Annotated in this window: 11 protein-coding genes; 4 read left to right on the top strand and 7 right to left on the bottom strand. The window is 49.2% G+C overall.

Translation table 11 applies throughout. From position 1 onward, the window contains the following. Positions 1–19 precede the first annotated feature (19 nt). Both FTU67_RS04345 and FTU67_RS04340 read right to left on the bottom strand, forming a co-directional pair. Entirely contained in the window at positions 20–1,207 is a 1,188-nt protein-coding gene (locus tag FTU67_RS04345) for an MFS transporter (RefSeq protein WP_075167480.1), read from the bottom strand. 147 nt (positions 1,208–1,354) lie between these two features. Beyond that, the gene (locus FTU67_RS04340) at positions 1,355–2,281 is read right to left on the bottom strand and encodes a DMT family transporter (RefSeq protein WP_180061453.1); all 927 of its coding nucleotides are present in this window, start codon (positions 2,279–2,281) and stop codon (positions 1,355–1,357) included. An 845-nt stretch (positions 2,282–3,126) separates the two neighbouring features. Here FTU67_RS04340 and FTU67_RS04335 point away from each other — a divergent pair. From FTU67_RS04335 to FTU67_RS04325, 3 genes are read left to right on the top strand one after another with little or no spacing between them, the layout of a single operon-like run. Then, positions 3,127–4,254, top strand: a complete 1,128-nt coding sequence (locus FTU67_RS04335) for a Re/Si-specific NAD(P)(+) transhydrogenase subunit alpha (RefSeq protein ID WP_005180102.1) — start codon at positions 3,127–3,129, stop codon at positions 4,252–4,254. 11 nt (positions 4,255–4,265) lie between these two features. Continuing rightward, positions 4,266–4,589 carry a proton-translocating transhydrogenase family protein gene (locus tag FTU67_RS04330; RefSeq protein WP_005180100.1) on the top strand — a complete coding sequence of 108 codons (324 nt, stop codon included), beginning with the start codon at positions 4,266–4,268 and terminating at the stop codon, positions 4,587–4,589. A 3-nt stretch (positions 4,590–4,592) separates the two neighbouring features. Then, positions 4,593–6,038, top strand: coding sequence for an NAD(P)(+) transhydrogenase (Re/Si-specific) subunit beta (locus FTU67_RS04325; protein ID WP_045796602.1), 1,446 nt, complete (start codon positions 4,593–4,595; stop codon positions 6,036–6,038). Between the two features lie 242 nt (positions 6,039–6,280). Here FTU67_RS04325 and rsfS read toward each other — a convergent pair whose 3' ends face one another. The 5 genes from rsfS to FTU67_RS04300 form a co-directional block, all read right to left on the bottom strand. Further along, entirely contained in the window at positions 6,281–6,682 is a 402-nt protein-coding gene (gene rsfS / locus FTU67_RS04320; protein ID WP_005180097.1) for a ribosome silencing factor, read from the bottom strand. An 82-nt stretch (positions 6,683–6,764) separates the two neighbouring features. Then, the gene (locus FTU67_RS04315) at positions 6,765–7,553 is read right to left on the bottom strand and encodes a hydroxypyruvate isomerase family protein (RefSeq protein ID WP_075167476.1); all 789 of its coding nucleotides are present in this window, start codon (positions 7,551–7,553) and stop codon (positions 6,765–6,767) included. Between the two features lie 36 nt (positions 7,554–7,589). Next, positions 7,590–8,462 (bottom strand): NAD(P)-dependent oxidoreductase, encoded by an 873-nt coding sequence (locus FTU67_RS04310; protein WP_005180090.1) that lies wholly within the window; start codon positions 8,460–8,462, stop codon positions 7,590–7,592. 30 nt (positions 8,463–8,492) lie between these two features. Further along, positions 8,493–9,281, bottom strand: a complete 789-nt coding sequence (locus FTU67_RS04305) for a crotonase/enoyl-CoA hydratase family protein (RefSeq protein WP_016658615.1) — start codon at positions 9,279–9,281, stop codon at positions 8,493–8,495. 108 nt (positions 9,282–9,389) lie between these two features. Then, complete coding sequence (locus FTU67_RS04300; protein WP_005180081.1) at positions 9,390–12,200, bottom strand: ATP-binding protein; 2,811 nt, start codon at positions 12,198–12,200, stop codon at positions 9,390–9,392. A 154-nt stretch (positions 12,201–12,354) separates the two neighbouring features. On the opposite strand from FTU67_RS04300, the gene cysM reads away from it, so the two are divergent. Further along, positions 12,355–13,284 (top strand): cysteine synthase CysM, encoded by a 930-nt coding sequence (cysM, locus tag FTU67_RS04295; protein WP_005180080.1) that lies wholly within the window; start codon positions 12,355–12,357, stop codon positions 13,282–13,284. Positions 13,285–13,299 lie beyond the last annotated feature (15 nt).

The raw sequence follows: 13,299 nt of genomic DNA, 5'->3' as shown, positions 1-13,299 counted from the left end.
CTGCACGATTTATACAGTTTTAAGCCAGTTGCTGGCGGCGCAGATGTTGCTGATCTAACCAGGCAAAACAGGCCGAGCAGAGCACCAGGGTTAAACCAACCAGACAGCTCATGCTCCAGCCGCCATGATGCCAGGCGTAAATGCCCAGTGCAGAACCGCAGGCGCCGCCAATAAAATAGCTGGTCATATAGACTGCGTTCAGGCGTGATTTGGCATCGGGGCGTAAATGGAAAATCACGTTCTGGTTACTGGTATGCACACTGGCCAGTCCCAGGTTAATTAGGCCAAAACCAATAATATAGCTCCATAAATACTGCGCGCCGAAATACAGGAAACTCCAGCTGACCGCCAATAAAGAGAGTCCGGCCCAGGTGATCAGTTTGCCATGACCCCGGTCGGCAATTTTGCCAATTTTTTTGGTAGAGAGTGCGCCGAATACCCCAATTAAAGTGACTAAACCGACTGCGACATCTGGCAGGCCAAAAGAGGAGCCAAGTAACACCGCAATGGTGGAAAACAGCACGCTCATGGCGGCAAAGGCACTGGCACCAATCAGGGCGCGATAGACCAGCCGTTTTTCCTGGCGGATCAGTTGCAGCATCGAATGCAGGATTTTGCCATAGGCCATGCGCACCGTCGGAATATGTGGCAAGCGTTTTTTCAGAATAATCGCCAGTCCCATCATCAACACGCCACTGATGATATAAATCAGCTGCCAGCCATATAAATTGGACAACAGTCCGGCCAGACTGGTCGACAGTAAAATCCCGACCAGTAAACCACTCATCAGTAGTCCGACCACTTCGCCCATTTTATCCGGCTTGACCGACATGGTGGCAAACGGAATCAGAATCTGCGCGGCCACGGAAAATAGTCCGGTCATGATGGTGCCAATCCAGAGCATTGGCAGATTCACTGAAAAAGCACATAGAAACAGGCCAAACGCGGCCAGAAACATCAGCAGTGGAATGAATTTGGTTTTATTGACGGTATCGCCAACCGGCACAATAAATAACAGCCCCAGCGCATAGGACACCTGGGCAAACGTCACCGTGAGCGCGACTTGGGATTCCGGCACCTGAAAATAAGTATGAATCGAGTTAATCAGCGGCTGGCAATAATAGTTGGCCCCTGCACATAGACCACAAGCCAGCGCCATAAGCCAGAGCAGGGTTTTATCCTGACTAATATCGGGAGAGGTATTCATACAAGGTCCAGTTCAGGTTAATTCATTCAATCGCATCTTCGGCAATACTGAGCATGACGGCCAAAGACCACCATTTGCAACATCCTTTTTGCATGTGCAAGACACATGCACAGCAGTCCGGAACAGGCTGAGCTGACTGATCATGGATCAGGCCATCAGCTTTTTCTTGGACAGGCTAATCATCATCACCCCAATGATATTGAGGGCGTAACCCAGCCATTGCCAGGCATTTAAATATTCATCTAAAAACAGGGTGGCCAGCACAATGGTCAGAATCGGGCCGATAGAGGCGATCATGGCCGAATGAGCGGCTCCCAGGCGTTCGATACTTTGCATTAATAAAATGGTTGGCAACACCGTGACCAGAATACCCAGTCCAATGCCATAGGCATAGACGCTGCCCGGTAATTGACTCAGCCGTTGTAGTGGCTCCGGTACGGCCAGCAGATAATGCAGTAAGGTGCCGAAACAGGCCACACTTAGCGCCAGGCCGGTAAAATTCCAGCTGCCAAATTTCTGGATCAGCCGTGGCGTCACCAGTAAATAGGCGGCAAAAGCCACCGCACTGGCAAATACCAGACTGGCACCGAGCCAGAAGGAATGGCCATCTGGCATGTTTTGCTGTTCTTGTAACATCACCAGTACCGTTCCACCATAACTGAGCAGCAAGGCCAGTATCGTTTTCAGGCTTAAGCGCTGCTTGTAGATCAGGCTGCTGGCTAGAACGGTTAAGGTGGGATACAGAAACAGGATAATCCGTTCCAGTGAGGCGCTAATAAACATGAGCCCCAGAAAGTCGAGCCAGCTGGCAAAATAATAGCCGAGCAGCCCGGCAGCCACGAGCAGTATCCATTCGCGCAGCTGAATCTGGGTATTGCGATGCCGGTTAAACCAGCAGATCAGCAGGAAAAACGGCAGTGCGCTGGCCATCCGCAGGGTCATTAAGGTGGTGGCATCCACCAGAGGTGAAAGTGCGTAGGCTTGCTTGATAAAAATAGCTTTGGTGCTAAATAAAAAGGCCGCGCATAGTGCAAACAATGAACCTAACTGCGTTCTGGTCAAGGAAATGGACATATTCAGAGCAATTTAATCAATAGAGTAGGTGTCACCAGATTTTCATGCGTTGAGTATAAGCTGTCTGCTCGAAGAAATGAATGTGTAAAGATAGGCTTTATTCTCATTTTATGAAAATTTTAAGATGGTTTATTTCAGGCAAAGATCTATTGATGTCTTGCGGGCAATTGTTGCACAAAAATAGTGCAAAATACGCAAATTTAAGCAGTTGCGCTGCTTTATTCATCATCAGGCAAAATGATCAATAAAAAAACTTTTAATTTTTTATCGCGCTTTCACAGCCAGATGTATGGGTTAAGTCCAGATCAGCGGGCAGGAAATCATTTAGCCAATCGGTGCATTTGCCGTAGGATTTACTTTTCTGCCCGAACATTGGGCAGTTTTGACCAATTTCTCCCGGATTCTTCTGTGATTAAGATGTCATTTTAGTCAATCATGAACTGGATGTTCATTTTTTGCGGCGAAAAAGCCGTTCATTATTGGTATTTATCAGCCTGTTGTAAGTCGGCACTACACGATAAGATTTGTCAAAACAATCAATTTTAAGGAAAGAAAAAACAAAACAGGACGCAATTCGCTGTAAAAAGTCAGGAGCTGTGCTGAAAATTTATACACCTTATTTCCAGAGCGGCGCCATGAAGAATAGAAAGCTAAACTGATCAATTATATCTGCCACCCTTCTTTTTATGAATCATCAGTTCAAAATATGGGTATTTATTAAATAAATATTGGGTGGTAATTTAAAAAAGTTCAATTAGAATCCAAAAATTCAACAAGGACATAACCTGAGGGGAAGCATCGTTTTGGCGATGTTTACTTAAGAAAAATTAGCTTGAGGAACGCTCATGCAGATCGGAATCCCAACCGAAACTGTCGTCGGTGAAAATCGTGTCGCTGCAACGCCAGAGACAGTAAAGAAGTTGATCAACGCGGGTCATAGCGTGGTTATTGAACGTGGTGCAGGCTTAAAAGCTGCCTATATCGATAGCGCCTATGAGCACGTGGGTGCCAAAATTACAGATGATGCCTATACCGGCAGTCAAATGATTTTGAAAGTTCGCGCGCCGAAAGGTGAAGAAATTCAAAAACTTGCTCCTAACTCTACCGTAGTGGCAATGTTTGACCCATACCGCAATACTGAACTTGACCAATTTGCTGCACAGCAGGTGTCTGCATTTGCTCTGGAATTATTGCCACGGACCCTGTCCCGTGCGCAAAACATGGATGTGCTGTCCTCACAAGCCAACCTGGCCGGTTATAAATCGGTATTGCTGGCTGCAGCTGAATACCAGCGTATGTTCCCGATGCTGATGACCGCAGCAGGGACAGTCAAACCTGCCCGTGTCGTGATCATGGGGGTGGGTGTTGCCGGTTTGCAAGCGATTGCGACCGCAAAACGTCTGGGTGCGGTGGTAGAAGCCACTGACCTGCGTCCAACTGCCAAAGATCAGGTTGAATCTCTGGGCGGAAAATGGCTAGACGTGCCGATGTCTGAAGAAGAACAGCAAAAAGCTGCTGATGCTGCTAAAAACGGCTATGGCTGGATGCCGGGCGAACAGTACATCAAAGATCAGGCCATCATTGTCGATAAAGCTGTTTCCAATGCTGACATCGTGATTACCACAGCGCTGTTACCAGGTCGTGATGCACCGCGTTTAATCAAGGCGGAAACTGTGGCCAAGATGAAACCGGGTTCAGTCATTCTGGATATGGCGGTAGAAACGGGCGGTAACGTTGAAGGCTCTCAATGCGGTGAAACCGTGGTGACTGACAACGGCGTGAAAATTCTCGGTATTCCGAATATTCCATCAACGGTCTCTACTGAAGCATCGGCGCTGTATGCACGTAATGTGCTGAATTTTGTGGAAACCCTTTTTGATAGTGAAAAGAATTTTGCCATCAGTCAGGACGATGAAATTCAAAAAGCCCTACTGGTTACGCACGGCGGCCAAGTGCTGTTGAAACGAGGTTAAGGAGAACAGTCATGGTTGAAACAATTACAATTTTTGTCCTGGCCATTTTCGTAGGTTACTACGTGGTTTGGGGGGTTACACCTGCATTGCATACGCCACTGATGGCGGTAACCAATGCGCTGTCTTCGATCATTATCGTGGGGGCGATGATTCAAACGGTCGGCTTGCCTGTGTTAGGTGTGGATGCCAATGTGCAGTTCCAGAGCATTAACGTGGTGAGCGTACTTGGTGCGATTGCAGTATTCCTGGCCAGTATTAATATTTTTGGTGGCTTCGCAGTGACTGCGCGTATGCTCGAAATGTTTAAACCAAAACAAAAGAAAAAAGAGGGCTAATTGATGGAATTTATTCGAGACTATGCGGATTGGTTCTACCTGATTGGGGCTGTCCTCTTTATTTTAACTTTACGAGGCCTGTCTGGGCCAAAAACGGCGATTGCTGGTAACCGTTACGGCATGATCGCCATGGCGATTGCCGTATTGACCACCTTCTTTGTGGCGGATCATCCGGTTATCTGGATGATTGTGGGGGCGATGATTCTGGGTGCCATTGTCGGGATTGCCCGTGCGCGTACCGTACCGATGACGCAAATGCCAGAAACTGTAGCACTGATGCACTCACTGGTCGGTCTGGCGGCGGTGTTAATTGCAATTGCAGCGATTATTCATAACAACAAGCTGGTTGAACTGGGACCAGAGCTGTTGGCAGCCAATGGCATCAGCTTCCATGAAATGAGCAAAGTGCATTTGTTTGAATTGTTCGTGGGCTGTTTTGTTGGTGCGATTACCTTTACTGCATCGGTATTTGCTTACGGTAAACTGGCAGCGAAAAAATGGGCCAAGACCATTTCGGGTGGCTGGGTTAAACCGGTTCAGGCACTGATTTTCATTGCCATGCTGGGCTTTGGGATTCACTTCTTCTTAAGCGGTAGCATGACCTCGTTCTGGGCCATGACCGCACTGGCTTTAGCCTTTGGCTGGGTCTGGATTGCCCCAGTCGGTGGTGGCGACATGCCGGTGGTGGTATCACTGCTCAACTCCTTCTCGGGCTGGGCGGCAGCAGGGATTGGTTTTACCTTGGAAAACAACATGCTGATTGTGGCGGGTTCACTGGTTGGTTCATCAGGTGCAATTCTGTCGTACATCATGTGTAAAGCCATGAACCGTTCAATCATCAACGTTTTGTTTGGTGGTGCGATGGGTGGGGCGGCAGCGCCTACCGCAGGTGCGGGTGAGCAGGTACAGCGTAACTACCGTTCAGGTTCTGCAGATGATGCTGGCTTCTTAATGTCCAATGCGGACAGCGTGGTGATTGTGCCGGGTTATGGTATGGCACAAGGCCGTGCGCAAAATGCGGTGAAAGAACTGGCCAACTTGCTGAAAGAGCAGGGTGTAACGGTGCGTTTTGCGATTCACCCGGTGGCGGGTCGTATGCCAGGTCACATGAACGTCTTGCTTGCTGAAGCCGACGTGCCGTATGAAGACATTCTGGAAATGGACGAGATTAACTCGGACTTCCCGGCAACGGATGTGGTATTGGTGATAGGTGCCAACGACGTAGTCAACCCGGCAGCCAAAGACGATCCAAACTCGCCAATTTACGGTATGCCAATTCTGGAAGCACATAAAGCACGTACCATTATGGTGATCAAGCGCTCAATGGCGACTGGTTATGCAGGTCTGGACAATGACCTGTTCTATAATGACAAGACTATGATGGTCTTCGGTGATGCCAAGAAAGTGGTTGAAGACATGACCAAAGCGATTAACGGTACGGGTCACTAAGACGTCCGATACCCGCGTTCAAAATCCCCCTCGATTGAGGGGGATTTTTTATATCTGTGACTAAATAGAGTCTTTTTCGTTACATACGATGAAAGCGTTGAGATGGGGGGGAGAGGCACGACCAAGTGGTTTAAGTTCAGCTATTGGGAAGTGGAAAGATCAGTGGGTGTATTTTTCTGCTGTGATCAGTCCTGATTTTAGCTCAATAAAAAAGCGACCTTCAGGTCGCTTTTTGGGAAATCTTAGTTTACAGATTCAGGTGCTGTACGCCATAAGCTTTCTAGGTCGTAGAACTTACGGGCAGTTGGAAGCATGACATGTACCACCACGATACCCAGATCAATCAAGATCCATTCAGCATCGCGTTCACCTTCCATACCAATCGGGCGGAAGCCTGCTTTACGTGCTTCTTCAGCAACGTTATCAGCAAGAGATTTAACATGACGGGTTGAGGTGCCGCTAGCAATCACAATAGCATCTGCAACATTGCTGATGCTGCTAACATCAAGCTCAACAATTTCTTTGGCTTTTACATCTTCAAGGGCATCGCGCACAACTTGCAGGCAAGCGTGTACGTCATTGTTTGGGGAAGTCATTGCGAGATCGTGAGAATTAGAAGCGCCGGGCGATGGTTCTAAATTCATAAAGGGTATAATTTCCTGACAATTATTCATTGTCTAATATAGCGGCTTTGAGCCTAAATTTCAAATCTATGACAGTGCCGAATTATTGATATTCGGCAAAGTATTTGTTTTTCCACGCAAAGGAATTTGCTGAATCTTTGCTCGGTCGATATTCCGCCGCCACATAGCCTGCATAGTCACTGTGTTTGAGCCAGTCAAACACTTCCGCAAAGGCAATATCGCCGGTATCCGGTTCATGACGACCCGGGCAGTCGGCAAACTGGATATGGCCAATCTGTTGGATATTCTCGATCAGTCCTTCCAGTACGTTTTCACCCATCATGGCCATGTGATAGCAGTCATACTGCATTTTTAGCGCCGGATGTTGCACCGCTTCAAGCATCTCTTGGGCCTGGGCAATGTTCTGTACTAAAAAGCGCGGCATGTCGGTGCCATTAATCATTTCCATTACCGGCTGGATCTGCTGGCTGCTAAGCATATGGCTGGCCATTTTCAGGTTCTCGGCCAATGTTCTGAGGCAAGGCAGCAGATCGGCATCCTGGGGCTGTTTACCAGCCAGAATATTGACACTTGGCACTTTGAGTGCAACCGCGTATTCAATGGCCTGTTCAACGGCATGACGAAACTCGATTTCCTTGCCCGGCACACCGGCCAGCCCGTTGCCGCCTTGCATTAAATCTCCGGCCGGAACATTAATCAGGCACAGCGTCAGTTCATGCAAGGTCAGCTGGCTTTGAATCTGCGCAATGCTCAGTTCATACGGAAACTGGATTTCAACATGCTGGAAGCCGTGTTGTCTGGCCAGTGCAAAGCGCTCAAGTAGCGGCACTTCAGTAAAAATCATAGAAAGATTTACGGCAAGTTTCGTCATAAACAATGTCCTGCATTCCCTGTGCAAAGGGTGAAATTAAGTGGTCTGTTCCACCTGTTGAATGACCGTGGATAAATCTGCTTCCGCAAAGCCTTTGGCCTGATGCGCTTGCAGTTGTTGCAAAGCCTGCTGTGCCACCGGAATATTCAGCTGATAATGCGCAGCCAGGGTCAGGGCATTGTTCAGGTCTTTGGACAGGGTCTGGACTTTCCACTGCACCGGTTCAAAGCTATGACTGGCCATGCGCGGGGTTAGAATCTGAAACGGTTTGGAGTCAGCAAATCCACCGGCCAGTGCGGGTGCCAGTAAAGTGGTGTCTACCCCAGCTTGAGCTGCAAGCGCGACAGCTTCGGCAATCAGGGTACTGTTGGCCGCGACAATCAGCTGATTACAGATTTTGGTGGCCTGTCCGGTGCCACTGGCGCCCATACGGGTCACGCGCTGTGAGAGCACATTATAAATCAGGGTCAGTTTTTCAATGGTGGCGGCATCACCGCCGGCAAAGATCACCAGGGTGCCTTGTTCTGCGCCCGCTGTGCCGCCCGACACTGGTGAATCAATCCACTTCACCTGCTGACGGGCTGCCTGTTCAGCCAGTGTCAGGGTTTTATCCACAGACAGGCTGGAGAAATCCACAATCACCTGCTTGGCCTGTAAATGCGGCTGAATCTGCTCAAAAACGGCTTGGACTGCATTGTCATCGGCCAGGCAGCTTAAGATCACCGGATATTGACCAATCTTTTCTAGGGCTAGCGCTTCGGCGCCCATGTCCAGCAGTTCCTCACAGGCGGCGGCAGTGCGGTTCCAGACGGCGACCCGAAAACCGGCATGAATCAGACGTGCTGCCATGCGTGTACCCATTAAGCCCATGCCCAGAAAGGCGATGGGCGTATTGCGATCAAAACTCATGCTTCTCTTCCCGATCTTGATGCTCTGTGCTTAGTTAAATTGACGCGGTAAAAAACTGGTGTCAGGTTGCTTGTCTTTTTTACGCGCCAGTTGACTGTTTTTGCCAAGCAGTAATTTCAGCTGCCAGATTTTTTCCAGACGTAAGGATTTTTGTGGATTATGTTCCATGGCATCTAGCACCTGTTTGGCCGCAGCCAGCGCATCCGGAGAACGCTGCGCCAGTTCCTGCGCCAGAATCTGGGCATGATCCAGTGGGGTGTCACTTAAGTGGGTGACTAAGCCAATTTCTTTGGCATATTGCGCTTCAAAAATACGGGCGGTGAGGGTCAGTTCTTTGGCCAGGTCCAGGCCAATCAGGCCTTTTAAAGAGCGGCTCAGACCCATATCCGGTACCAGCCCCCAGCGGCTTTCCATAATTGACATCTGGGTTTTAGGATGGGCAATACGAATATCTGCTGCCAGTGCCAGTTGCATCCCGGCTCCAAAACAGTAACCTTCAATCGCAGCAATCACAGGGACGGGCAATTCCTGCCAGATCAGAAAGGCTTTTTGAAACAGGCTCTGGCCGGGTTTGAGTAATTCCCAGGCGGCAAAGGCACGATTTTGCGGATTGTTTAAATCGGCCAGATCAATACCGGCACTAAACACTTCGGCTTCACCAGTCAGAATGACGCAGCGCAAGCTACGGTCTTTTTTTAGCTGCCTGGCAGTTTTGACCAGCTGTTTTAATAATGCAAAGCTCATGGCATTGCGTTTTTCCGGGCGATTCAGTCGCACAATGGCAATGCCGTTATTTTTTTCTACCTGTACTATGGTCATGGTCTAAACTCTTATTTTTCCTCTGTTGAGCATAGCATGCAGATACGCATGATACATGACAGGGCAGTCACATCCATCTTTCAACACCCTGACTTTAGTCGAGTCAGACTACTGCGTGTGCTTGTTTAGAATCTGCTCGGCGGCATGTTCAACCTGAGCAATCACGGCTTGTAATTCATCAAAGCGTCTTAGCACTTCCTGAATAAAGGCATCATCGGCTTTACGGCGTTCTTTACGTAAGGTCGAAACAAACTGCTCAAAAGAACCGGTGGCTTCCTGCAGGCTTGGGGTGCCGACATAACGGGTGGCGCCATACAGGCGATGCAGCACATGCTCCAGTTGCGGGAAATCTTCCAGTTCAATCAGCTGCTGCATTTCATGCAGTTCGGTGGCAAAGCTGTCGAGCAGCATACGCAGCAGATCCAGTGCCAGATCTTCCTTGTTGGCGGCCAGCATCAGGCTTTGCTGCCAGTCAAGAACCAGCGGATCAAGCGCTTCAATCACCACGGCTTTTTCCACTGCCGGCACCTTGTTAAAGTTTTCAGTGGTCCAGTGGGTCAGAATCTGGATGATCTGTTCAATCTGGATTGGCTTGGTGACGTAATCATCCATGCCGACCTTCAGCAGATTCTGTTTTTCATCGGCCAGCGCATGTGCAGTCAGGGCGATAATTGGCAGGCGTTTATGCTTGTCGAGGGTGGACTCCAGCGAGCGGATGGCGCGGGTGGTATCAATCCCGGACATCACCGGCATCTGAATATCCATAAACACCAGATCAAACGGTTTGGCATCCTGTTCAATCCGCTCTTGCAGGATATTCAGGGCTTCCTGACCGCTCAGCGCTTTGGTGGTGGTGACATTCAGTTCACCTAACAAGGCTTCTAAAACAATCAGGTTTGGCAAGTGGTCATCTACCGCCAGCACATGCAGCCCCTGTCCATCAAAGACTTCGGTGCCTGTATCTTCAAACGGATTTTCATTGTTCAGTAACTGAATCAGCGCGCCACGGCTTAAAGGCTGATACAGCGGGCGGGTGCGATATTCATTCAGCATGCTTAGATCAAGCGCCATCTGGTAGCCGTAAATGGCCAGATTGCCCTGATAGCGGCTGCGAATTTCTTTCAGTAAGGCTTCGGTGTCACCGCTATGATCGACAATTAACCAGGTGTCTTCTTCCGGTGTAGACAGGTGATTGAGTCGGCTGAATAAGTCCAGAATCGAAGTGGTTTCGGTATGCTGGACCTGATAATTTTCCAGATAGTGACGCAGCACATTGGCGGTTGCCGGATGCGCCAGATAGGACACCACATGCTTGTTGGCAAAGCGTGGATGCACAATAATTTCATCTTCATCAATGCTGAACACGGCGGTAAACCAGAAGGTTGAGCCTTTTTCAGTCGGTGCGCGTTCCTGGTTGTCTTCAAAGCCAATCTGGCCCTGCATCAGGTGCACCAGCTGCTTGGAAATTGCCAGACCCAGACCGGTCCCGCCAAACTGACGGGTCACAGAGGCATCGCCTTGCGAGAAGGATTCAAACAGTTTTTTCCGGTCGGTGCCGCTTAAACCAATACCGCTGTCCTGCACGCTAAAATGAATCATGCTCTGACCGATGTCTTCATGCTCAATGCGTGCGCGTACAATAATTTCACCATCCGGGGTGAATTTAATGGCATTGGAAATCAGGTTGGTTAGCACCTGTTTAAAGCGCAGGGCATCGCCAATCACATGCTTTGGCACGTTGTCGGCATAATAAAAGGCCATCGCAATCTGCTTCTGCGCGGCCAGCGGCGACAGCATGTCCATTACATCATAAATGGCTTCTTCCAGATCAAAAGGTGCGGTTTCCAGTTCCAGTTTGCCGGCATCAATTTTCGAGAAATCCAGTACATCGTTAATCAGCGCCAGCAGATGCGCCGAGGATTTGCGAATGGTTTGCAGATACAGGTTCTGCTCATTGCTGAGATTACCCTGGCGCAGTAATAAATGGATAAAGCCATCAATACTGTTCAGCGGAGTACGTAATTCATGGCTGATATTGGCCAGGAAGACCGATTTGGACTGGTTGGCTGAAATCGCCTGGTCACGTGCCTGACGGTAAGTAATGTTCTGGACTTCCAAGGTATCTAGGGTGCGGCGCAAGTCATCTTCGGTCTGTTCGGTATGTTCTTTTAGTTCCAGAAAGCTGAAATGCAGACGCTTGACCACATTGGCAATATCACGCTGCAATAAACGCAGCTCGCCGGTACTGTTAATTACCATGTGCTGATCTAGCGTGTCGGCATTCAGGCGTTGCAGTTGCATACGGATTTCGTACATTGGCGCAATCCAGCGGCGCGAATAGAAATTTAGACACAGCAACAGAAGCATCAGGGTCAGCAGGCCGGTGGTAATCAGCACGGTCATGACCCGATAACGGGCAATTTCCAGGGGTTGATTGTCTAGTTCGATTAGCAGCCAGGCATACTGGCTCTGGCTTTCATCAATACGTAAACCATAGACATGGCTGTCTTTATGCTGAATGGGGCCAAAGAAGGCGGCATCGCGCGGAAAACTGGGCCAGCCGGCCTGATCTTGATAGCCCATACTCAGGCGGCTACGGCCTTGGGAATCAATAATGGCAGTCCGAAGTAAATGCTTTTCATTGAGCAGGTTTTGCATATAGCTGCGCGCCTGCTCATATTGCCAGGGAAAGGTGTTGAGCTGCTGCAAGGCCACTTCAGACAGCATTTCATAGCGGGTTAAAATCGCAATCGCCATCTGCTTTTGCTGGGCGCGCGCTGCATTCGAGGTTTCGGTCAGAACCAGCCCTGCACCGACTGCCGCCAGCACCATAATGGGCACAAATATCAGGGCAATCAGTTGCCCATAAGCATGATTTAAATGTAGGCGCTTAAATAACTTTTTATTGATATTTGACATGGTTAAAGCAGTTTATTCGTTCTGCCGAGCAGTTTAGCACGCTTTATTTTAAAACTGACTGTGCTTTAAGCACTTTCACGAAAAAGCTGGTGAAAAGAGTGCAGGCGGGTGGTTTTTTTCATACAATATGCGCACCTAGAGAAAGGTGCAAATAATGAGTAATACCACCCCTGATTTCCAAGCCGATGAATTTCTATTAGATCATTATGTGGGCAAAACGCCATTGGTACGCTTGCAGCGTCTTGCAAGTCATACCCAAGCCACGGTGTTGGCCAAATTGGAAGGCAACAATCCGGCAGGTTCAGTCAAAGACCGCCCAGCGTATAACATGATTATGCAGGCGGAAAAGCGCGGTCAGATCAAACCGGGTGATACCTTGATTGAAGCCACCAGCGGAAATACGGGGATTGCACTGGCCATGGTGGCTGCCATGCGTGGTTATCAGATGAAGCTGATCATGCCGAACAACATGAGTCAGGAACGTAAAGATGCCATGCGTGCCTATGGTGCCGAACTGATTGAAGTGACCAAAGAACAGGGCATGGAAGGAGCGCGTGATCTGGCCCTGCAAATGCAGGCCGAAGGTAAAGGTCTGGTACTGAACCAGTTTGGCAACCCGGACAATGTCGAAGCGCATTACTTGACCACCGGGCCGGAAATCTGGCAGCAAACTGGCGGTAAAATTACCCACTTTGTCAGCTCGATGGGGACCACTGGCACCATTATGGGGGTATCCAAATACCTGAAAGAAATGAATCCGGATATTCAGATTGTTGGGTTACAGCCTTCAGATGGTTCCAGCATTGCCGGTATTCGCCGCTGGCCAGAAGAATATTTACCGACCATTTTTGACCGCAGTCGTGTCGACCGGATTATTGATATTCCGCAAATTGAAGCCGAGCGGACCATGCGTAAACTGGCGCAAAAAGAAGGTATCAGTGCCGGAACGTCATCGGGTGGTGCGGTCTGGGCTTCACTGAAACTGGCAGAAGAAAACCCGGATGCGGTGATTGTCTGCATTATCTGCGACCGGGGTGACCGTTATTTATCGACCGGTTTATTTTCCGTTCAAGATCCTGAATAAACCGCCGTCAAGCTG

Source organism: Acinetobacter sp. YH12132 (assembly GCF_013418645.1).
Lineage (GTDB): Bacteria > Pseudomonadota > Gammaproteobacteria > Pseudomonadales > Moraxellaceae > Acinetobacter > Acinetobacter indicus.
This window is presented reverse-complemented; position numbering and strand designations above follow the sequence as displayed.

Coding starts and splice junctions, on each gene's coding strand:
- FTU67_RS04345 (WP_075167480.1), bottom strand. CDS start 1,207: ATGAATACCTCTCCCGATATTAGTCAGGATAAAACCCTGCTCTGGCTT.
- FTU67_RS04340 (WP_180061453.1), bottom strand. CDS start 2,281: ATGTCCATTTCCTTGACCAGAACGCAGTTAGGTTCATTGTTTGCACTA.
- FTU67_RS04335 (WP_005180102.1), top strand. CDS start 3,127: ATGCAGATCGGAATCCCAACCGAAACTGTCGTCGGTGAAAATCGTGTC.
- FTU67_RS04330 (WP_005180100.1), top strand. CDS start 4,266: ATGGTTGAAACAATTACAATTTTTGTCCTGGCCATTTTCGTAGGTTAC.
- FTU67_RS04325 (WP_045796602.1), top strand. CDS start 4,593: ATGGAATTTATTCGAGACTATGCGGATTGGTTCTACCTGATTGGGGCT.
- rsfS (WP_005180097.1), bottom strand. CDS start 6,682: ATGAATTTAGAACCATCGCCCGGCGCTTCTAATTCTCACGATCTCGCA.
- FTU67_RS04315 (WP_075167476.1), bottom strand. CDS start 7,553: ATGACGAAACTTGCCGTAAATCTTTCTATGATTTTTACTGAAGTGCCG.
- FTU67_RS04310 (WP_005180090.1), bottom strand. CDS start 8,462: ATGAGTTTTGATCGCAATACGCCCATCGCCTTTCTGGGCATGGGCTTA.
- FTU67_RS04305 (WP_016658615.1), bottom strand. CDS start 9,281: ATGACCATAGTACAGGTAGAAAAAAATAACGGCATTGCCATTGTGCGA.
- FTU67_RS04300 (WP_005180081.1), bottom strand. CDS start 12,200: ATGTCAAATATCAATAAAAAGTTATTTAAGCGCCTACATTTAAATCAT.
- cysM (WP_005180080.1), top strand. CDS start 12,355: ATGAGTAATACCACCCCTGATTTCCAAGCCGATGAATTTCTATTAGAT.